We start from the raw sequence: 19,657 nt of genomic DNA, 5'->3' as shown, positions 1-19,657 counted from the left end.
CATTGGCTCGACCGCCGCCGCACAGAATAATCGTCTAGATACCGGCACACTTGGGTTTACGGATATCCGTAATCATGCGCAGTACAAGGTTGAACATCAAAGTGCCGGCATGAACTCGGGGGGCGATCCGGCAGGGCAGCTGATTAAGAACGCCGCGACCTCTTTACTGGCAGGGGCACAGGGCGCTGGGAGTGCTGAATCAGTCACCCATTCAGCGATAAGCCAAGGAACGCTTGTGGTGCGTGACTTGGCTGAGCAATCACAGTCTTTAGCTTCGCTCAGTCGCGATGTCGAACATGCTCACCAGACACTTAGCCCGATATTCGATAAGGAAAAGGAGCAAAACCGTCTACGCGAAGCGCAATTGATTAGCAGTATTGGTGCACAAGTGGCGAATATTGCTGAGACCCAGGGCAAGCTTTCGGCGACTAAAACGGCGCAAGAGAAACTCGCCCAGCTCACCCCCGCACAGCAGGAAGAGATCAAGGCGCAGTGGCTTGAGCAGCATCCTGGTCAACAACTCGATGAGCGTAAATGGGTAGAGTCCGTCTATCAGCAATTTTATCAACAGGCGATAAACGACTCGGGCCTCGGTGTCGGCGGCAGTGTTCAGCGAGCTATCCAAGCGGCGACCGCGGCGGTGCAGGGTCTTGCTGGTGGAGAGTTTGGCACAGCGTTAGCGGGCGGCGCCGCCCCCTATATAGCGAATTTTATTGGCCACAGTGACCTCGATACCTTGGGTAAGCAGTTAGCCCATGCAACGGTGAATGCGGCGCTGGCCGCGGCACAGGGTAAGGATCCTTTAGCCATGGCGGCCGGGGCCACCAGTGCAGAGCTAGTGGGGATTATCGCCAGCCAAGGCTTTGGCCTAGAGGCTAATCAGCTTGATGAGGATAAGAAGCAGACGGTCAGCGCCCTAGCCACCCTTGCCGCCGGTTTGGCGGCAGGCTTAGTGGGGGGCGATACGGAGAGTACCTTAGCAGGGATGCAGGCAGGGAAGGTGACGGTTGAGAATAACTGGCTGCATGTAGATGAAGCCGAGCGTAAGAAAGCATTGGAGCAAAAACGCGACATACTGAAAGAGTCTCTGACACCGGCAGAAGAGAAAGAGCTGGCTGGAATAAAGCAGACTGATAAAGATCGCGACCAGGCCATAAAAGATGCGTGTACGCAGGGCAACAAAGGTAGCTTGGCCTGTGGAGGGCTAGTTAACGAGGCGCAGTCTGCATTAGCGAAATATGGCGATAATGTAACTTACTCGCTGATTTACAGCGATTTATATCCGCAGGATGAGGCAAATATTGAAAGCATCCTGAAAGGATTAGATCCTGACAGTATTACCCGTGATGTAGTCATTAAAGGTATCTTTGATGCCAACGGCGGTAAGCTTAGCTGGTCGGATGTTGAAACCCGCTACGATGCGATGACGATATCCGTTGAAATCGTCCGGGCGCTGGTTGGTAGAAAAGGGAAAGTTCCTGAAAAATTGGAAATTACGGGGAAAATTCCTCATGTTAATCCAAACACTACAATTGCAACGGGACAAACGGTCGGAGCCTTTGAAAAAAGCCTTGCTAGCCTCCCTCCAAGAGAGCGTGTCGCAATAGTAAAACAGGCTGCTCCGAAAGCAGCAGCTAAGCACGGTATGGTAAAAGATAATCTGTTGACTAAAAAGAACGGCGGGCGTGATGTGTACCGCGGTCAGGATGGAAATCTCTATGCCCTTGATACGCAGCACGGGCGGTTTGAAGTAGTTAGTCCAAAAGGTAAGCATTTAGGTGAAGTTGATTTTGCTATGCAAAAAATACCTAACAGCATAGATAAGTCAGGCGGTCATGATTTAAAGGTGAAATAATGAAACTTATTGATTATATGAATAAATCTATTAAAAGAGGAACTGTCTTTAGGTTGCCGGCTGTCTGGCCATATGAAGAATGGGTTGATTTTATGGTTATAGATTTATTCGAAACCCATGGATTGGTTGTATCTTCTGGTCACAAAGCTGGCCTAATTTTAATATCTTTACCAATCGAAAGTATGTCAGCTGAAGATAGAGCATTGAGTACAGAGTGGGTTATTACCAATTGGGATAAGTGGATATATCCAGAATGTAATGTTGAAAATGTTAATATCCTTGATGAATATGTAGCAACTCCCATTACGTAAATGAAGATCTCGGCCAATTGAGCCGGGATTTTTTCAAATGCTGATCACTCATCAATTAACCGAAAAGGGTATTTGCGTCTTTTTGTGAGTCCGGTTATGTCGGTGTTCTTATTTTAGGTGTTTGTCTCTGGATCAAATTTTTTGTTAAGGAATATAAAGAGAGGGAAAATAGTAAAAAGGATTAAATGACCTTATTACCGACCTTCGTAGAGGATTTATATTTTGGTGTAATGAGTTGCGTGAGTGAGATGGAAACCCAGCAACAAGATAAATAACTGTTTGGTTATAAAAGTAGGGTAGCGACTTATTTGTAATGGAAATAGTGATTTATGGCCATGCGGTAATTTAGTGCAACCTGTATAAGGTAAGTAATAATTCAATGCAGGAGCAGACTCAAGACCAAATAAACCGAATCATTGTTGGTGAAGTGCAATACTGTTAAAGGAGTATTTATAGATCTTTTTCATAGTACTAGGTACAGGCGATCGAAAAGATAAAATATTATTATGGATATAAATAAGGAGCTAAGGATGCTTAAGAAAATAGCTATGCTTTTTTCAATTATTTTATTATCAGGATGCAGTATGCTTTTTCCTGTCCCCACAAAGTATGAACCCCCGACAAGTATCGACGATGTTGCAAAAATAAGATTGATGGGTAATCCATTTGATTACTCAATTAGACAAAAAAACGATTCAGGCACTTTGGTGGGGGGATTTGTTATAGAGCACAACAGATACCTTAACATTGGGTTTGGCAGTACTGTTGATATGGGATTTCCCAAAATACAGGGGAAGGATTACACCGGGAAGTACTTTGAAACGCTCGTTATCGCAGACCGTAAGACAGAGATAACTTACCTTGCGCCAAACTGCAGTGTCACGCTCGATGTTATCCCCAAAAAAGATGCTACCTATGAGGTACATTACAGTGATACAGACCGGACAGGATATTGTGTTCTCTATATACGCCCAGTTGTCTTTGATGAAGTTAATTCGATCTATATAGAGGGGAGGCACTAATGTCCAAGATAAGAAAAATTATAGTATTAACCCTGCCATTTTTACTTTCAGCTTGCATGGTGAATCTTGACAGAACGCGTGCTACCGAACTAAATCGATATTCTGAATCATCAATTAAAGAAAAGTTAATCATAGGGAGCTCAACGAAAAAGGAAGTATTGTTGCTATTGGGTGCGCCAAACTTACCTAAGGATTACAATAATGCCAGTGAATGGGTGTATAAATCCGTCCAGATTCACAGGGGAATATACCTACTCATTCCATTTAATAATAATAAAGACCAAGTTTTAATAGTAAAGTTTAACGAGGTGGGCGTCTTATCATCTTTAGACTATATAGATAAGGCTTCCAAAAAAATTTTTAAATAACGATACCAACGTCTACAAATGGATAAAGCTACTAGGCGGGTAGCGAATCTGGTGTAAAGAATCCATTATTGATGATATCTGGGGAGCTTGTCTGAATTTCACAATAAAGCTTTCACCGACAATAGAGTTAGAACGGGCGACAGATTCAGTCGCTGATCCAAATAGGTAGGGTAAATGGACTCGGGGGGTGGGTTACTCGATGGCAACATGACAACAGTGAGCACAGGGGGGATAGAGATCGGAAAAGCATCTCTTAGCGGCTAACTGGATTCACCATTACTACCAAAACATGGACGAAATTGGAGTGAGAAATGAAATGTATAGAATGTAAGAGATTCTACGCAAATAAAGAGTCTGGACTCTGTAATGCCTGTGAAAATATAGAGTTAAGAAAAATTAATGGACTGCTGTATCTTCCTGCCATAGGGCTTATTCTCGCAATTGTTCGTAGTGCACAGGAACTTTACAGTTTCACTATAATTGTGATTGATCATTTCGATGAAATGAGTTTCGTGTCTTTTGACGTCATGGCGGCAGTTGCGTTCCTGATCGCTGATTTTCTTACCCCTCTTTATGCATCCCTATCCTTTTTTAGACGCAAGAAAAACACTCGAAAAGTCATGATAATTTACTATTTGATAGGGATGATCAGCGCGTTATATTTTACTGTTCTTCATGTTGCCGTTGATAACGCTCACTATGAAAAGGAGGATGTAAAGATATTAGTGAATGGGCTTTTTGGAGTTGTAATATGGATCCCTTACTTTTTGCTTTCCAAACGGATTAATATTGTTTTTTGTCGGTAGTCTATTTGTTCCGCTAACGCTTAATATTCCTATCTCCAAACCAAAGCCAGAATATTGGACTGACCCCTTAAAGTTGGACAGTTCATATTAAGCGGCTTTTTTACATCAAGACCTAGCGTTTTTTCTTGGTTCCCTGAACGGCTTTAAAACGCGGGTTGCTCTTACAAATTACAAAGACCCGGCCGTGGCGATGAACGATTTTGCAATCGGGATGACGCTGTTTTGCCGATTTCAGTGAGCTGAGGACTTTCATTATTTATCCTTTTTAGTGTGTTCGAAAAAACGGCCAAAGCGTTGGGCAAAGCGCGCGGCGCTGCCTTCTTTAGCGAACTCTTTCTGCTTACCGGTATAGAAAGGGTGCGAGTGAGCAGAGACATCCAAGGTGACGTAGGGATAGATTTCGCCTTGGTATTCGACTGTGCGGTCGGTCTTAATCGTTGATCCGATCACCATATAGTGATCGGCCCCCAAATCGTGGAATACCACCTGACGATAGGTAGGGTGAATCGAGGGTTTCATAAGTGCTCCTAAATGCAATGTTATAATATAACAATAAAGGATCGTTAAACGCGTTGCAAGCCTCTTGCTGCAAATTTATTGGATGATTAAGTGAGCGCTTGCTCGATACGCTGCTGTAAGTTGGCGCTCGTCATTCGTAAATAGTGGCTAAACATAGTGCGGGCGGCTGAGTCAGGACGATGACGGGGGGTCACAACACTGACGGTAAAGGGCACCGAGACAATGAATCGGCGCATCACCACGTTATGGGGCAAGTAATCGATAGCGGTCAGCGGATTGATGATCGACACGCCGCAGCCTTGTCCTACCATGGCACAGACAGAAGCCGCACTGTGGGTCTCGAGGGTAAGACGGCGCGATACGCCTTCTGCTTGAAACAGTTGGTCGAGCAGTTGTCGGTAGCTATCGGTTCGCGACAGGCTAATAAAAGGTAGCTCACAAAAATCGTTGGGATTAAGCAGGTTACGCGAGGCCAAAGGGTGATCGCCGGGCAGTACACAGACTTCATCGACCGTCAGTAAATTATCAATCTCGCAGCCCTCAGGCACCGATTGCGTCTCGGTGATACCAAGATCGAAACGTTGTGCCGTTAACCACTCTTCAAGTAAAGGTGACTCTTGCGGGGTGATAGTCATACTCGCGCCGGGGTAGTCGCGTAAATATTCTGCGCAGGCATGGGGCAGCAGAGATTGTGAGAACGCGGGTAAGCAAGCGATGGTCATTTCCGATTGTTCAAACTGCGCCAGACCGGCAGCCGTTTCTTGAATGCGCTGACGGCCGTACCAACTGCGCTGCACTTCTTCAAATAACCGGAATCCTTGCTGAGTGGGGTGCAGACGTCCTTGGCTACGTCGAAACAACGGCACGGTGAGCTGTTGCTCGAGGCGTGCTAGCTCTCGGCTTAATGTCGGCTGAGAGGTGCGCAGCAGCGCGGCCGCGCTGGTCAAGGTGCCTTGGGTCATCACCGCATGAAAGATTTCGATTTGTCGCCAGCTTAATGGGGTCATCACGCTTCTCGTTATCACTATATCAAAAATGAATAGAGTATCGATTAAATGATATTTTTCAATATGGAAAGAGTATGGCTAACTGTGAGTCTTGCTTAAGGAGAATAGAATGCCTACCCCGATCACTGACCCTGCAACCGCCTTACACCAGACGCAACTGCTGGCTTTAGCTCAGCATTATCAAGGGCCATTCTGGGCCTATGATGCGCAAATTATTCGTCAACAAATCGCCAAGTTACGGCAGTTTGATGTGATTCGTTTTGCGCAGAAATCGTGTTCGAATACACATATCCTGCGCTTAATGCGCGAGGAAGGGGTTAAGGTCGACTCGGTATCGGTAGGGGAATTGACCCGTGCGCTCCAAGCGGGTTATCAGCCGCAAGGTGATGATATCGTCTTTACCGCTGACCTGCTTGATCGCGAAGGTCTGGCGCGAGTGGTCGATCTTAAGGTGACGGTCAATACCGGCTCCATCGATATGCTCAAGCAACTGGCTGAGTGCTCGCCGGGACATCGCGTCTGGTTACGCATCAATCCGGGGTTTGGACACGGGCATAGCCAGAAAACCAATACCGGTGGTGAAAACAGTAAGCACGGTATTTGGTACCAGCAACTGCCCGATGCGCTAGCCGTGATTCAGCAGGCAGGTTTGCAGCTTGAAGGCTTACATATGCACATTGGCTCAGGAGTGGATTATCAACATCTGCAACAGGTCTGTGATGCGATGGTCGAGCAAGTGCTAAGCAGCGGCTGTGATCTGCAGGCGATCTCGGCAGGTGGCGGCTTATCGACGCCTTACACCTTTGACGATCAAGAGATCGACCCTGCCCATTATTTCTCATTATGGGATCAGGCTCGCCAGCGTATTGCCGCTCATCTCGGCCACCAAGTAACCCTCGAGATCGAGCCTGGGCGCTTCCTTGTTGCCCAATCGGGGGTTTTGGTCAGCGAAGTGCGAGGCACCAAATGGATGGGCAACCGTCATTTCACCTTAGTCGATGCGGGATTTAGCGATCTGATGCGCCCGGCGATGTACGGCAGTTACCATCATATTTCGGTGATGCCTGCAGACGGGAGTGATGCCAGTGTGCGGCCTCAGCAACAGACGCTGGTGGCGGGACCGCTCTGCGAATCAGGGGACGTCTTTACTCAGCTAGCGGGCGGAGAAGTTGAACCGCGTGACCTGCCACAGACTCAGGTGGGGGATTATCTGGTTTTTCATGACACCGGCGCTTATGGGGCCTCGATGTCGTCGAACTACAATAGCCGTCCACTAATCCCGGAAGTCTTACTGGATCAAGGCCGTGCGACCGAGATCCGTCGTCGGCAAATGCTGGATGAGCTACTGGCGTTAGAGAGTGCCCAGCCTCTTCGCTGTTAAGCGGTCTCGATTACAGTTCTTCTAAGCGCGCTACCGAATGACGAATGACTAAGGTGGGTTGGAAAAGATGCGTCACCGGGGGTGGCGCTAACCCGTTACCTAAGGCTAACGCTAAGTGTGCCGCCTGCTGAGCCATCGCGACCACAGGGTAACGAACGGTCGTTAAACGTGGGCGAACATAGCGGGAGACGTGGACATCGTCGAAGCCAACCATCGAGATCTGTTCCGGCACGTGTAAGCCATTGTCGGTGAGAGCGGCCAGTGCACCGGCTGCCATCGAATCGTTGTAGCAGGCGATCGCCGTTAAGTGTCGGCCCTGTGCCAACAGTGACACCATCGCTTGCTCACCGCCATTCTCATCCGGTTCACCATAAGCGATAAGCTCGCTCTGTGGGGTCAATCCATGATCACGCAGCGCATCGTGATAGCCGGCAAGGCGTTCTTTCGCGTCAGAAATCGTGTGGCTAGAGCAGATATAGGCGATTTTTTGGTGGCCCTGACTGATCAAGTGACGGGTTGCCAGCCAGCTCCCATAACGATTGTCGAGGGCGATACAACGCGACTCGAACCCCTTCACTACGCGATTATTAACCACCATTCCCGGAACCTGACGCATTAGGGTTTGTAAGTCTTCATCACTGATCATCTTGGCGTGAACGACTAGGCTTTGGCATTGGTGGCGGATCAACTGCTCGATGGCTAATTTTTCCTGCGAGGCGCGGTGGTAACCGTTACCGATCAATAAAAAATTCCCGGTCTGAATCGCGACTTGGTCCACGGCCTTCACCATCGCGCCGAAGAAGGGGTCAGAGACATCATTGACCAGTAAGCCTAAGGTGGCTGTTGATTGCTGCGCAAGGGCGCGGGCATTCGCGTTAGGAATATAATTTAGCTGTGCCATCGCCTCGGCCACGACTTTTTGTGAGTGAGCACTAGCTTTAGGAGATTGATTGAGGACACGCGACACCGTTGCGACGGAAACCCCCGCCAATCGGGCGACATCCTTAATAGTAGCCATAGTAAAACTTCCAGGGTAAACGTTTACACTGCATTATGTTACGTCAATCACTGGGCGATGTAACCACGATAAATGCCGCGCAGATCTCAGTTTTGTTCTAAAGTCCGAGCAATTCGCGTGAAAACGTTACGATGCTAAATGTTAGTTACATTTTGCCGGGTTCTGTTGCGTTTTAAGACTGGCTGTTGTTGATCTGTTTTCAGTAAAGTAACTCTCCCAGAGGTATTAATCGGTGAACATCTATCCATGGATTACACCAGCCTGCGCGTCCGCGCAGGTTTTTTTTTCTCTAAAAAAGGCCTTAATTGTTATTTTTCATAACGTTACGGGATATTGCCAGCTTCAATTACGAACTGAAACACAGTTTTCGGACCGAATAACGGCTTTTTGAGGTAAACTACCGATAAATTTATCTTTACTTTAAACCTATCGGACTGCTATGCCCCGGATGAAAAAGAAAACAGGAAAAGACTCAGCTAAATCGCCGTTTAACTCATTTCGATTTCGTCTGGTCTGCCTCGGGGTCGTGGCCTGCTTAGGATTGTTACTGTTGCGTGTCGGCGATCTCCAGCTGGTCGACCAACCGATGCTGGAGCACGAGGCTGATCAACGTTCGCTGCGTACAGTGACCTTACCCACCAATCGCGGAACCTTATTAGACCGCAACGGTGAAACCGTTGCCTTAAGCGTCCCGTCCCGCGATATCATTGCCGATCCGTTAAAAATCCTTGAAGCGAATCCTAATTTCTACAGCCCTAAGTGGGCCTATCTGGCCAACGCCTTAAATATGCGTCCAGAGCAGTTGGCTAACCTGATCATGGCTAACGCCAAAAAACGTTTCCTCTATCTGGGACGTAAAGTTGAACTAGGCATCGCGAAAGATATCTCTAGCTTGCATTTGCAAGGCTTGACCTCGGTCTATGACGATAGCCGTTATTACCCGATGGCCGAGGCCGCAGCACCACTCATTGGCATTGTCGGTGCCGACAACAAAGGCCTGAATGGATTAGAGCACAGTTTCGATACCCTATTACAAGGGGTGCCGGGCAAAGAGAAATACCGCCAAGACCGTCACGGTAATATTATCTCTATGCTGAGCTATCAGCCGCCGACGCAGCCACCGACGGTCCAACTGAGTATCGATAAATTTATTCAATACACCATGTTTTCGAAATTACGTGATGGTGTCTTGCTAAATAAGGCTGACTCTGGCGCGGCTGTGATGGTGCGGGTAGATACCGGCGAGGTATTAGGGATGGCCTCTTATCCCTCCTATAACCCCAATAATTATGAAGGGGCGAATGCCGCGCAGATGCGTAACGTGGCGATTAACGACAGTTTTGAACCGGGATCGACCGTTAAACCTTTAGTCGTAATGGAAGGGTTACAGCGTCATTTGGTCCGTCCTGACTCAGTTATCGATACCACGCCTTATAGCGTTAACGGTCACTTAATTCGCGATGTCGGCCACTGGCCACGTCTGACCATGACCGGGATCTTACAAAAATCGAGTGATATCGGCGTCTCGCATATCGCCCTCGCGATGCCAGCAGATGTGTTAGTGAATACTTACCGTTCCTTCGGACTTGGTCGCTCGACCGGCTTAGGATTGACCGGAGAAAGCGTGGGGTACTTCCCACTGCATCGTCAACGCTGGGCAGATATTGAGCGGGCTACGTTCTCGTTCGGCTACGGCTTACGGGTAACCCCGCTACAGATTGCGCGCGAATACGCCACACTCGGCTCATTTGGGCTTTATCGTCCACTGTCGATTACTAAAGTTACGCCGCCCGTTGTCGGCACCCGCGTAGCAGATGAAGACGTGGTGCGCAGCGTAGTGCATATGATGGAGAGTGATGCCTTACCCGGTGGTTCAGGGGTTCGTGCCGCAGTCCCCGGCTATCGTCTCGCGATTAAGACCGGTACGGCCGAAAAAATGGGCAGTAACGGTAAATACGATGGCGGTTATATCAACTACACCGCAGGGGTTGCGCCCGCCAGTCATCCGGTGGTGGCCTTAGTGATTATGATTAACCACCCCACCGCAGGCGACCACTTTGGCGGAAGCGTTGCGGCACCGGTATTCGGAAATATTATCGGCCCAGTATTGAAGCATATGAATATTGCGCCCGATGCCATCTACACCCCGCAAGATCCTCAAGCGCAACACTAAGCTTCTCGATAAAGACAGGACGGTCAATGGGCCGTCCTTTTCTTTTTCCGGGAGGATGTTTACGCTGGCAGAAATAATTTAACGCCTTCCTTACTAATTTATTCTGGCAACTCAGCGTCAGCTTGCTAATAATGAAGGCTACTTTGACCTCCCTGTTGGCCGCTGCGCGACAGAAGGTTGTTTGTGTCTCCTGATGATTAAGAAGAACCATGACCAATACTTCTCAGCGACCGGCGCGTCGTGCTTGGCTCAAAAAACTGGCCATTATTGTTATTATTATTGTGCTGGCAGTGATTGCTTGGCGTCTGTTCTTTACGCACTCTTCATCTTCTTCTGCAGGGGGCGCACCCTCGGGAAGACATGCGATGGGGCCTGGCATGGGGGCGAGGGCAGCCACCATTGTTCACGCGGTAAATGCCCAACAAGCCGATGTCCCGGTCTATGTGTCGGCACCAGGTACTGTCATTCCTAATGCCAGCGTAACGGTTACCAGCCGCATCACCGGTCAGCTGGATAAGGTTCTGTTCACCGAGGGACAAAAGGTAACTGCCGGGCAGTTATTGGCACAGATCGATGACCGTGACTATCAAGCCACCTTAGCGCAGTACCAAGGCGCCTTAGCAGAAAACCAAGCGCTGCTTAAGAACGCCGAGTTAACCTTAGCGCGTTACCGTAAGCTCTACGCTCAGGACTCCCTCTCTAAACAAGATTTGGAAAGCCAGATTGCGACGGTTGGCCAGTATCGCGGTACCGTGCAGCAAGATATCGCTCAGATTAACAATGCGAAGGTGAGTATTAGTTACGCACGGATCACCGCGCCCGTAACCGGACGGGTTGGTTTACGTCTGGTCGATGCAGGTAACTTAGTGCAGAGCGGCGATACCACCGGTATTGTCACCATTACCCAGATGCAGCCCGCAGCGGTCACCTTTAGCGTGCCGCAAAGTTATGTCGGACAACTCGCCAGTAAGTTACATCAGGGCCAAGCCTTACCGGCGACTGCGCTCGATCAAGACGGTTCGACGGTATTGGCACAGGGTGACGTTCGCTTTATCAGCAATACCATCGATACCAGTACGGGTAGCGTCGCGCTGAAAGCGATGTTTGCCAACCAAAATGAGGCGCTGTTCGCCAATCAGTTTGTCAACTTACGCCTGCAAATCGACCTGTTAAAACAGGCAACTGTGGTGTCGACTCAAGCGATTCAGCTAAGTAGCGATGGCAGCTTCGTGTTTATTATCCAACCGGATAATACCGTGGTGCGTCAAGCCGTGAAGACCGGGCCACTATTTGGTGATGACCAGCAAGTCATTCTGTCTGGAGTGAAACCTGGCGATAAATTAGTCTCTGATGGCATTGATCGACTGACGACCGGGAGCAAGGTCACGGTGGCCGATGCAAAAGCGACACAGTCGGCAGAAAACAAGGCTGAGTAATGAATCCATCTCGTCTCTTTATCCAACGTCCGGTAGCCACCGTCCTGTTAATGGTGGCCGTACTGCTGTCGGGGATCTTTGCTTATCGGTTCTTATCGGTCTCGGCGTTACCGCAAGTAGATTACCCGACGATTCAGGTTACCACGCTCTATCCAGGGGCCAGCCCAGAAGTCATGTCCACCTCGGTGACGGCGCCGCTAGAGCGTGAGTTAGGCGAGATGAGTGGCTTAAGTGCCATGACGTCAAGCTCATCTTCCGGTTCCTCACTGATCACGCTACGCTTCGGCTTATCCACCTCGCTTGATGTGGCGGAGCAAGAAGTGCAAGCGGCGATTAACTCGGCGAACAGCTTATTGCCCAGTGATCTGCCCAATCCGCCGACCTATAAAAAGGTTAACCCAGCGGATACCCCGGTAGTCACTATTGCCGCGACCTCCGACAGCCTGTCGTTGACGCGGGTGCAAGACCTGTTAAATACCCGAGTAGCGCTTAAGCTCTCGCAGATTTCAGGCGTCGGACTGGTAAGCCTAGACGGCGGTAATAAACCGGCGATCCGTATTCAGTTAAACCCAACGGCCCTTGCCGCCCATAACCTCACCTTAGAAGAAGTGAACACTGTGGTGGGGAACAGCAACGTCAATGGCTCTAAAGGCGGCTTTGACGGTAAGTTCCATTCGGTCACCATCGATGCCAACGACCAACTGCGCACCCCTGAAGAGTACGCTAATCTGATTATCACTTGGCAGAATGGCGCGGCGCTGCGGTTAAAAGATATTGCCACTATTACCCAAGGGGCTGAGAACACCTTCCAATCGGCTTGGGCAGATAATCATCCGGCAATCATTATGAACGTGCAGCGACAACCCGGCGCTAACGTAATTCAGGTGGTGGATGATATTAAGGCGCAGTTACCGAAACTCCAGCAGACCTTACCTGACGGTGTAAAACTCCAGATTGTCGCGGACCGTACCCAAACTATTCGGGCCTCAATCAGTGATGTCCAATTTGAGATGGTGCTGTCGATTGCCTTAGTGGTGATGGTGACATTCCTGTTTCTACGCAATATCGCGGCGACGCTGATCCCGAGTGTTGCCGTGCCACTCTCGCTGATCGGGACTTTCGGCGTGATGTACCTCCTAGGCTTTAGCCTGAATAACCTCTCGTTGATGGCGTTAACTATCGCCACTGGCTTCGTTATTGATGATGCGATAGTGGTGGTGGAGAATATTTCTCGACGTCTGGAAGAGGGCGAGTCGCCGATGCAGGCGGCGCTCAAAGGATCACAACAGATTGGTTTCACCATTATATCGTTAACGTTCTCGTTAATTGCTGTGCTGATCCCGCTGCTGTTTATGGGCGATGTAGTCGGCCGTTTATTCCGTGAGTTTGCGATCACGCTGGCGGTATCGATATTGGTCTCGATGTTTGTCTCCTTAACCCTGACGCCAATGCTCTGTGCTTACTTACTGAAGCACACGCCTGCCGAGCAACAGTCACGCTTTGCGCAGAAAGGCGAGCAATGGTTTGAGAAGATTGTGCGGGGTTACGACCGATTACTCAGCGTGGTGTTGAATCATCAGAAGTTGACGTTACTGGTGGCAGTCGGGACCTTTGTGCTGACGGCGTTACTCTATCTGGTGGTACCGAAAGGCTTCTTTCCACAACAAGATACCGGCATGATCCAAGGTATTACCATTGCCTCGCAAGATGTGTCGTTCCAAGAGATGGCGAAACGGCAAAAGCAACTAGCCGCGATCATCCTTAAGAACGACAATGTTGATGCCTTAACCTCGACCATCGGTATTGATGGGACAAATACCAGCCTAAATAGTGGGCACTTACAAATTACGCTGAAATCTTTCGAGGACCGCAGCGAGCGGGCCGATAAGGTGATCACCGACTTAAAACAGGCGGCTAAACAGGTACCGGGGATTCAGCTGTACTTACAGTCGTCACAAGACTTAACCGTTAACGACCAAGTGACGCCTAACCAATACCAATTTACCCTTACCGATCTCAGCAGTGAAAACTTAGTGAAGTGGACGCCTCAATTAATTGCGGCGCTTGCCAAGCGGCCAGAATTTAGCGATGTGGTGAGCAACCTGCAGGATCAAGGCCGCATTGCCTATGTCGATTTAGACCGTGATAAGGCATCGCGGTTAGGGATCACTGCGTCGGACGTCGATACGGCACTGTACAATGCCTTCGGCCAACGCTTGATCTCGACGATATTTACCCAGTCTAACCAGTATCGGGTAGTCCTAGAGGTGGCACCAAAATACCAGCAAACCCCCGCTTCCTTGGATGATATTTGGCTGAAAAGCTCGGTGACCTCTAACAGTGCCGCCAGCAGCAGTACGTCGAGTAGCACAAGCTCCAGTTCTAGTTCTAGCTCTAGCACCACCTCGACCTCTACCGAGAGTGGTATGGTCAAATTGACCGCGGTGGCGACGGTGCATCAACGCCTCGGCTCGCTGATGAATATGCGCCTTAATCAATATCCTGCGGTGATGGTCTCTTTCAACTTAGCGGACGGGTACTCGATTGAGGAAGCGCAGCAAGCTATCAATGAGGTGAGTCAACAGCTCGCTCTGCCAGACAGTATCTCCTTGCAGTACCAAGGTGAGGCCTCTTCGTTCCAAAGTGCCACCAGCAACACATTGTGGTTGATTCTCGCGGCGCTGCTGACCATGTATCTGGTGTTGGGGATCCTCTATGAAAGCTTTATTCATCCGGTCACCATCCTCTCGACTCTGCCTTCGGCGGCGATTGGTGCGCTATTGGCACTGCTGCTGAGTGGCAGTGAATTCAGTCTAATTGCGCTGATAGGCGTGATCCTGCTGATTGGTATCGTAAAGAAAAATGCGATTATGATGATCGATTTCGCCCTGCAGGCGGAGCATGTAAAGCATCTATCGCCGCGTGATGCGATCCACCAAGCCTGTTTACTGCGTTTCCGTCCGATTTTAATGACCACCATGGCGGCATTGCTGGGGGCATTACCCCTAATGTTAGCCAGTGGTTCGGGTGCCGAGCTGCGTCAGCCTCTAGGATTAGTGATTGTCGGCGGGTTGATTGTCAGCCAATTCCTAACGCTTTTCTCGACGCCAGTCATCTACCTCTGGTTCGATCACTGGTCTGAACGTGGACGCCGTTTCATTGCAAGGAAACAACAACGTCGTCGGGATGAACGATGAATATTACGCGCTTATTTATATTCCGCCCGGTCGCGACATTATTGCTGACCGCGGCGTTGGTACTGCTGGGCTTTTTAGGCTATCGGCTCTTGCCGGTGGCCCCCTTGCCTCAGGTCGACTTCCCGACCATTATGGTCTCGGCAAGCTTACCGGGGGCAAGCCCTGAAACCATGGCGGCTACGGTGGCCACGCCGTTAGAGCGGGCGTTAGGGCAGATCGCTGGGGTGTCAGAGATGACCTCCAGCAGCTCGCAAAGCTCAACTCGAGTCGTGCTACAGTTCGATCTTGACCGGGATATTAACGGTGCTGCCCGTGATGTTCAGGCAGCGATTAATGCCTCGCGGAGTTTGCTGCCAAGCAGCATGCCGTCGTTACCGACCTATCGTAAAGCCAACCCGTCTGATGCGCCGATCGTCTTACTGGCACTCACCTCGAAAATCCGCACCGCAGGCCAGCTGTACGATATTGCTGAGAGTGAAATCGAGCAAGTCTTGGCGCAGGTGAGTGGGGTCGGTGAAGTCTCGCTAATGGGCAGTGCCTTACCGGCTGTGCGCATTGATCTGCAACCTAATAAATTGACGCAGTATGGCGTTTCCTTGGACGAAGTGCGTAAAGCGGTCGCCAATAGCACCTCGAATCTGCCGAAGGGGATCATTCAAGGCCCACACCTCTCTTGGGCGATTGACGGAAACAGTCAATTAGATAAAGCCGCGCTCTATCAAGATCTGATCATCCGTTATCAGGGGGGGAAAGCATTACGTCTGAAGGACGTGGCGACCATCTATGACGGGGTACAAGATAAGTATGTCGGCGGTGCGCTAAATGGTAACCCTGCGGTGATGCTCGGGGTGACTCGCCAAGCGGGCGCCAACATGCTGGTGACCATCGACGAGATTAAAGCCAAGCTGCCGCAACTGCGTGAACAATTACCGGCGGATACCTCCTTACAGCTGGTGTTAGACCGATCGCCCAATGTCCGCTCGTCCCTTTATGAAACCGAAGAGACCTTACTGGTCGCCGTGATGCTGGTGGTTGCCGTAGTGTTTATCTTCCTACGAGATTGGCGTTCGGTTTTAATCCCGGCGTTAGCGCTGCCGGTATCGCTAATCGGCACTTGCATCTTTATGTACCTGCTCGGGTATAGCCTCGATAACTTATCGCTGATGGCATTGATTATCGCCACCGGCTTTGTGGTCGACGATGCGATAGTGGTCTTGGAAAATATCATACGGCATATCGAAGAAGGATTGAGTCCGGTACGGGCAGCGATCCGTGGCGCCAAGGAAGTGAGCTTTACGGTGCTTTCGATGACCGCCTCGCTGATTGCCGTTTTTATTCCTATTCTCCTGATGGGCAGCATTGTTGGGCGGCTATTTAGGGAGTTTGCAGTCACCCTATCGATCTCGTTAGTGATTTCGATGTTTGTCTCGCTCAGTCTGACCCCAATGCTCTGCGCACGCTTACTTAAACGCCGCCCGCCGGTGACCCATCGTCCCCATCCGGTTTTCCAATGGATTGAAGGTCGATTAACCGCGTTATTAGCGCTGTATAGCCGTGGATTGAAGTGGGTACTTGCCCACCAGAAAATAACCATGCTCGGCCTGCTGGCGACAGTGTTATTAAATTTCTATCTGTTTACCGTGGTACAGAAAGGCTTCTTCCCCGACCAAGATACCGGAATGTTGATGGGGATGGTCAGGGCTGACCAAAGTGTCTCGTTCGAGGCGATGACGCCGAAGGTCAATCAATTTACCCAGCTGATCTTACATGACCCTGATGTCGATGCGGTGATGTCCTCGCGCGGCGGTGGCATGTTTGGCTCGCGCAGTTCAGCGACGTTCTTTGTGAAACTCAAATCCCTCGATCAGCGTAAAGCATCCGCGACCGAAATCGCTAACCGCCTCAGTATGAAAGGCAGTCAGATCGCTGGCGCACAGATGTTCTTAATGGCGGCACAAGATTTACGCGTCGGCGGCCGCAGTGCCAATGCCTCCTACCAATACAGCCTACAGGCGGATGATCTGGCGCTATTACGCGAGTGGACGCCAAAAGTGCAGAAGGCGTTTAGCGCCTTACCGCAATTGACCAGTGTCGACTCCGATTCGCAAACCGGTGGTCAGGAGGTGATGATCACCATCGATCGTGACGCGGCAATGCGCCTTGGCGTCGACGTCAATATGCTGGACACTATGCTGAATAATGCCTTCAGTCAGCGGCAAATTGCGACCATCTATAAAACCCTAAATCAGTATAAAGTGGTGATGATGTTGCAAAGTAGCAACACGCAGGATGCGAATGAGCTGTCGAAGATCTATGTGCTTAACGATGATGGCGACCGTATTCCGCTTTCCGCGATTGCCAAATTTAGTGGGGCGAATGCGCCGTTATCGGTGGCGCACCAAGGGCAGTCGGCAACCAGCACCATCGCGTTTAACTTAGCCGATGGCGTCTCGCTCGAACAAGCGCAGGCGCTGATCAAGCAGACGATGGCGAAGATCGGTGTCCCCGATACCATTGCCGCCAGTTTCCAAGGAACAGCGCAAGCCTTTAGCCAATTAACGGCAACCTTACCGTGGTTGATCCTCGCGGCCTTGGCGGCGGTCTATATCGTCCTCGGGATGTTATATGAGAGCTATATTCATCCGCTGACGATCTTATCTACGCTGCCCTCTGCCGGGGTCGGGGCACTGCTATTGTTAATCTTAACCAATACCCAGCTGACGGTTATCGCGCTGATCGGCATTATCTTGCTGATTGGTATTGTGAAGAAGAACGCCATAATGTTGATCGATTTTGCGCTGGATGCCGAGCGTCGCGGTATGACGCCGCAACAAGCGATCACCGAAGCCTGCTTAAAGCGTTTTCGTCCGATTATGATGACCACCTTAGCGGCATTTTTCGGTGCGCTGCCGATGGCATTAGGGAGTGGCGGTGATGCTGACCTCCGAAGTCCGTTGGGGATTGCGATTGCCGGAGGGTTGGCACTCAGTCAGCTCTTAACACTCTTCACCACGCCAGTCGTGTATCTATGGCTAGACAAAGTGAGTCAGGTGACTCGTCAACGCTGGCACCGTTTTCGTCATTCAGGAAATGCGTCATGAAATTAGCTTTTAACCTCTCGACCCTCAGTGTGATACTGATGCTTACTGGGTGTATGGTCGGCCCAGACTATCATCGCCCCACGCAGTCTATGCCGCTGGCGTTTAAAGAAGCCAAAGGGTGGCAGCAAGCGCAGCCACAGGATAGCGTACAGAAAGGGGAGTGGTGGCAGGTCTATCAAGACCCACAGCTGAATCAGTTACTCTCGCAAGTGGCGGTCTCTAACCAAAACGTCGCAATGTATGCGGCACAGTATCGGCAAGCGTTAGCGCTTACCGATCAAGCCACGGCTAACCTCTATCCAACAGTCACTGGCGCGGTACAATCGACGCGCAGTGGCAGCGCTAGCTCGGGTCAACGCACCACCAGCAATAGGCACTCGGCACAACTCAGCGCCAGCTGGGAGCTGGACTTATGGGGAAAATTACGCCGACAAGCGGCTGAAGACAGAGCAAGCGCACAGTCTAGCCAAGCCGACTTAGCCAACGCCACCCTCAGTGCACAAAGTACCTTGGCGCAAGATTATTTCCAATTACGTATCCTAGACCAGCGTATCGCGCTATATCAGAAAAGCATTGATGCTTACCAAGGCTACTTGCGGATTATCAATAATAAATACCAAGCGGGCAGTGAGAACCGGGCAACGGTTGCGCAAGCGCAGATGCAATTACAGAGCGCACGGTCAACCTTACTCGGAATTACCTGGCAACGGGCGCAGTATGAACACGCCATTGCCACGCTGTTAGGGAAAACGCCAGCAGAGTTCTCCTTAGCCGCTGCGCCGCTCACCGCGACGTTACCGAAGATACCGGTGATGGTACCTTCCAAGCTATTACAGCGCCGTCCGGATATCGCGGTAGCCGAACGCTCAATGGCGGCGGCGAACGAAGCGATTGGGGTGGCGATTGCCGGTTATTTCCCTGATCTAACGCTGAGTGCCTCCGGTGGGACCAGTGCCAGCGAATTGCATAACCTGTTCTCTCTCCCTTATCGGGTTTGGTCACTCGGCCCCGAACTGAGTGGGACGATTTTGGATTTCGGCGCGACCAAAGCCTCCGTGGCCCAAGCCCGCGCTGCCTATGATGCGCAAGTGGCCAACTATCGACAAACGGTGTTAACGGCGATGCAAGATGTCGAAGACAACCTGGTTGAACTTAACACGCTCGATGAGGAGATTATCGCGCAACAAGCCTCCGCCCAAGCGGCGATGACCTCTGCCCAAGTCACTCGTAATCAATATGATGCCGGAATGATCGACTACCTCGACGTGGCGACCACCGAAAACAGTAGTCTCAGTGAACAACAATCGTTGCTGCAGTTACAAAGCCAACAGTGGGTAAGCAGCGTTGCCTTAATTGCCGCCTTAGGCGGTGGTTGGCATGCGCCCGAACAGTGATTATCACTATAAGTCATTAAATTAGTTAACCTATATTTCACGACAAAATTTGTCAGCAGAGCGTTAAAC

Annotated in this window: 15 protein-coding genes; 11 read left to right on the top strand and 4 right to left on the bottom strand. The window is 50.3% G+C overall.

Annotated features, from left to right (window positions below; translation table 11 throughout):
• Window positions 1-109 precede the first annotated feature (109 nt).
• The 5 genes from HGT71_RS08265 (at window position 110) to HGT71_RS08245 (ending at window position 4,362) form a co-directional block, all read left to right on the top strand.
• Entirely contained in the window at window positions 110-1,855 is a 1,746-nt protein-coding gene (locus HGT71_RS08265) for a VENN motif pre-toxin domain-containing protein (protein WP_244986460.1), read from the top strand.
• On the top strand, window positions 1,855-2,166 hold the full coding sequence (gene imm45, locus HGT71_RS08260) for an Imm45 family immunity protein (protein ID WP_214217374.1): 312 nt from the start codon (window positions 1,855-1,857) through the stop codon (window positions 2,164-2,166). Before HGT71_RS08265 ends, imm45 begins: the two co-directional genes overlap by 1 nt.
• 530 nt (window positions 2,167-2,696) lie before the next feature.
• Window positions 2,697-3,188, top strand: a complete 492-nt coding sequence (locus tag HGT71_RS08255) for a hypothetical protein (RefSeq protein ID WP_214217373.1) — start codon at window positions 2,697-2,699, stop codon at window positions 3,186-3,188.
• A complete protein-coding gene (locus HGT71_RS08250; protein ID WP_214217372.1) occupies window positions 3,188-3,556 on the top strand; it encodes an outer membrane protein assembly factor BamE domain-containing protein in 369 nt (122 codons plus the stop codon). The genes HGT71_RS08255 and HGT71_RS08250 overlap by 1 nt, the downstream gene beginning before the upstream one ends.
• A 311-nt stretch (window positions 3,557-3,867) precedes the next feature.
• On the top strand, window positions 3,868-4,362 hold the full coding sequence (locus HGT71_RS08245) for a DUF2569 domain-containing protein (RefSeq protein WP_214217371.1): 495 nt from the start codon (window positions 3,868-3,870) through the stop codon (window positions 4,360-4,362).
• A 112-nt stretch (window positions 4,363-4,474) separates the two neighbouring features.
• Here HGT71_RS08245 and ykgO read toward each other — a convergent pair whose 3' ends face one another.
• The 3 genes from ykgO to HGT71_RS08230 all read right to left on the bottom strand — a co-directional run bounded on the left by ykgO (window position 4,475) and on the right by HGT71_RS08230 (window position 5,888).
• Window positions 4,475-4,615 carry a type B 50S ribosomal protein L36 gene (ykgO, locus tag HGT71_RS08240; RefSeq protein ID WP_214217370.1) on the bottom strand — a complete coding sequence of 47 codons (141 nt, stop codon included), beginning with the start codon at window positions 4,613-4,615 and terminating at the stop codon, window positions 4,475-4,477.
• The gene (locus tag HGT71_RS08235; RefSeq protein ID WP_214217369.1) at window positions 4,615-4,881 is read right to left on the bottom strand and encodes a type B 50S ribosomal protein L31; all 267 of its coding nucleotides are present in this window, start codon (window positions 4,879-4,881) and stop codon (window positions 4,615-4,617) included. The genes ykgO and HGT71_RS08235 overlap by 1 nt, the downstream gene beginning before the upstream one ends.
• Before the next feature lie 86 nt (window positions 4,882-4,967).
• Entirely contained in the window at window positions 4,968-5,888 is a 921-nt protein-coding gene (locus HGT71_RS08230; RefSeq protein ID WP_214217368.1) for a LysR family transcriptional regulator, read from the bottom strand.
• A gap of 109 nt (window positions 5,889-5,997) precedes the next feature.
• Between HGT71_RS08230 and lysA the strand changes: the two genes are divergently transcribed.
• Entirely contained in the window at window positions 5,998-7,269 is a 1,272-nt protein-coding gene (gene lysA / locus HGT71_RS08225) for a diaminopimelate decarboxylase (RefSeq protein WP_214217367.1), read from the top strand.
• A gap of 10 nt (window positions 7,270-7,279) precedes the next feature.
• Here the strand turns inward: lysA and galR are convergent, their stop codons facing one another.
• Entirely contained in the window at window positions 7,280-8,287 is a 1,008-nt protein-coding gene (gene galR / locus HGT71_RS08220) for an HTH-type transcriptional regulator GalR (protein ID WP_214217366.1), read from the bottom strand.
• A 439-nt stretch (window positions 8,288-8,726) separates the two neighbouring features.
• On the opposite strand from galR, the gene HGT71_RS08215 reads away from it, so the two are divergent.
• The 5 genes from HGT71_RS08215 to HGT71_RS08195 all read left to right on the top strand — a co-directional run bounded on the left by HGT71_RS08215 (window position 8,727) and on the right by HGT71_RS08195 (window position 19,588).
• Entirely contained in the window at window positions 8,727-10,460 is a 1,734-nt protein-coding gene (locus tag HGT71_RS08215; RefSeq protein WP_214217365.1) for a penicillin-binding transpeptidase domain-containing protein, read from the top strand.
• Window positions 10,461-10,669: 209 nt separating this feature from the next.
• Window positions 10,670-11,896, top strand: coding sequence for an efflux RND transporter periplasmic adaptor subunit (locus HGT71_RS08210; RefSeq protein ID WP_214217364.1), 1,227 nt, complete (start codon window positions 10,670-10,672; stop codon window positions 11,894-11,896).
• The gene (locus tag HGT71_RS08205) at window positions 11,896-15,093 is read left to right on the top strand and encodes an efflux RND transporter permease subunit (RefSeq protein WP_214217363.1); all 3,198 of its coding nucleotides are present in this window, start codon (window positions 11,896-11,898) and stop codon (window positions 15,091-15,093) included. Before HGT71_RS08210 ends, HGT71_RS08205 begins: the two co-directional genes overlap by 1 nt.
• Entirely contained in the window at window positions 15,090-18,194 is a 3,105-nt protein-coding gene (locus HGT71_RS08200; RefSeq protein ID WP_214217362.1) for an efflux RND transporter permease subunit, read from the top strand. The genes HGT71_RS08205 and HGT71_RS08200 overlap by 4 nt, the downstream gene beginning before the upstream one ends.
• Window positions 18,191-19,588 (top strand): efflux transporter outer membrane subunit, encoded by a 1,398-nt coding sequence (locus HGT71_RS08195; RefSeq protein ID WP_214217361.1) that lies wholly within the window; start codon window positions 18,191-18,193, stop codon window positions 19,586-19,588. Before HGT71_RS08200 ends, HGT71_RS08195 begins: the two co-directional genes overlap by 4 nt.
• Window positions 19,589-19,657: the final 69 nt, after the last annotated feature.

The sequence above is a fragment of the Rosenbergiella epipactidis genome (assembly GCF_018494055.1).
GTDB classification, from domain to species: domain Bacteria; phylum Pseudomonadota; class Gammaproteobacteria; order Enterobacterales; family Enterobacteriaceae; genus Rosenbergiella; species Rosenbergiella epipactidis.
The sequence above is the reverse complement of the archived record's forward strand: the minus strand, read 5'-3'. Positions and strand labels throughout refer to the sequence as shown.

What these genes read in the sequence shown, in the direction of transcription:
- HGT71_RS08265 (WP_244986460.1), top strand. Translation starts at nt 110, where the DNA reads ATGAACTCGGGGGGCGATCCGGCAGGGCAGCTGATTAAGAACGCCGCG.
- imm45 (WP_214217374.1), top strand. Translation starts at nt 1,855, where the DNA reads ATGAAACTTATTGATTATATGAATAAATCTATTAAAAGAGGAACTGTC.
- HGT71_RS08255 (WP_214217373.1), top strand. Translation starts at nt 2,697, where the DNA reads ATGCTTAAGAAAATAGCTATGCTTTTTTCAATTATTTTATTATCAGGA.
- HGT71_RS08250 (WP_214217372.1), top strand. Translation starts at nt 3,188, where the DNA reads ATGTCCAAGATAAGAAAAATTATAGTATTAACCCTGCCATTTTTACTT.
- HGT71_RS08245 (WP_214217371.1), top strand. Translation starts at nt 3,868, where the DNA reads ATGAAATGTATAGAATGTAAGAGATTCTACGCAAATAAAGAGTCTGGA.
- ykgO (WP_214217370.1), bottom strand. Translation starts at nt 4,615, where the DNA reads ATGAAAGTCCTCAGCTCACTGAAATCGGCAAAACAGCGTCATCCCGAT.
- HGT71_RS08235 (WP_214217369.1), bottom strand. Translation starts at nt 4,881, where the DNA reads ATGAAACCCTCGATTCACCCTACCTATCGTCAGGTGGTATTCCACGAT.
- HGT71_RS08230 (WP_214217368.1), bottom strand. Translation starts at nt 5,888, where the DNA reads ATGACCCCATTAAGCTGGCGACAAATCGAAATCTTTCATGCGGTGATG.
- lysA (WP_214217367.1), top strand. Translation starts at nt 5,998, where the DNA reads ATGCCTACCCCGATCACTGACCCTGCAACCGCCTTACACCAGACGCAA.
- galR (WP_214217366.1), bottom strand. Translation starts at nt 8,287, where the DNA reads ATGGCTACTATTAAGGATGTCGCCCGATTGGCGGGGGTTTCCGTCGCA.
- HGT71_RS08215 (WP_214217365.1), top strand. Translation starts at nt 8,727, where the DNA reads ATGCCCCGGATGAAAAAGAAAACAGGAAAAGACTCAGCTAAATCGCCG.
- HGT71_RS08210 (WP_214217364.1), top strand. Translation starts at nt 10,670, where the DNA reads ATGACCAATACTTCTCAGCGACCGGCGCGTCGTGCTTGGCTCAAAAAA.
- HGT71_RS08205 (WP_214217363.1), top strand. Translation starts at nt 11,896, where the DNA reads ATGAATCCATCTCGTCTCTTTATCCAACGTCCGGTAGCCACCGTCCTG.
- HGT71_RS08200 (WP_214217362.1), top strand. Translation starts at nt 15,090, where the DNA reads ATGAATATTACGCGCTTATTTATATTCCGCCCGGTCGCGACATTATTG.
- HGT71_RS08195 (WP_214217361.1), top strand. Translation starts at nt 18,191, where the DNA reads ATGAAATTAGCTTTTAACCTCTCGACCCTCAGTGTGATACTGATGCTT.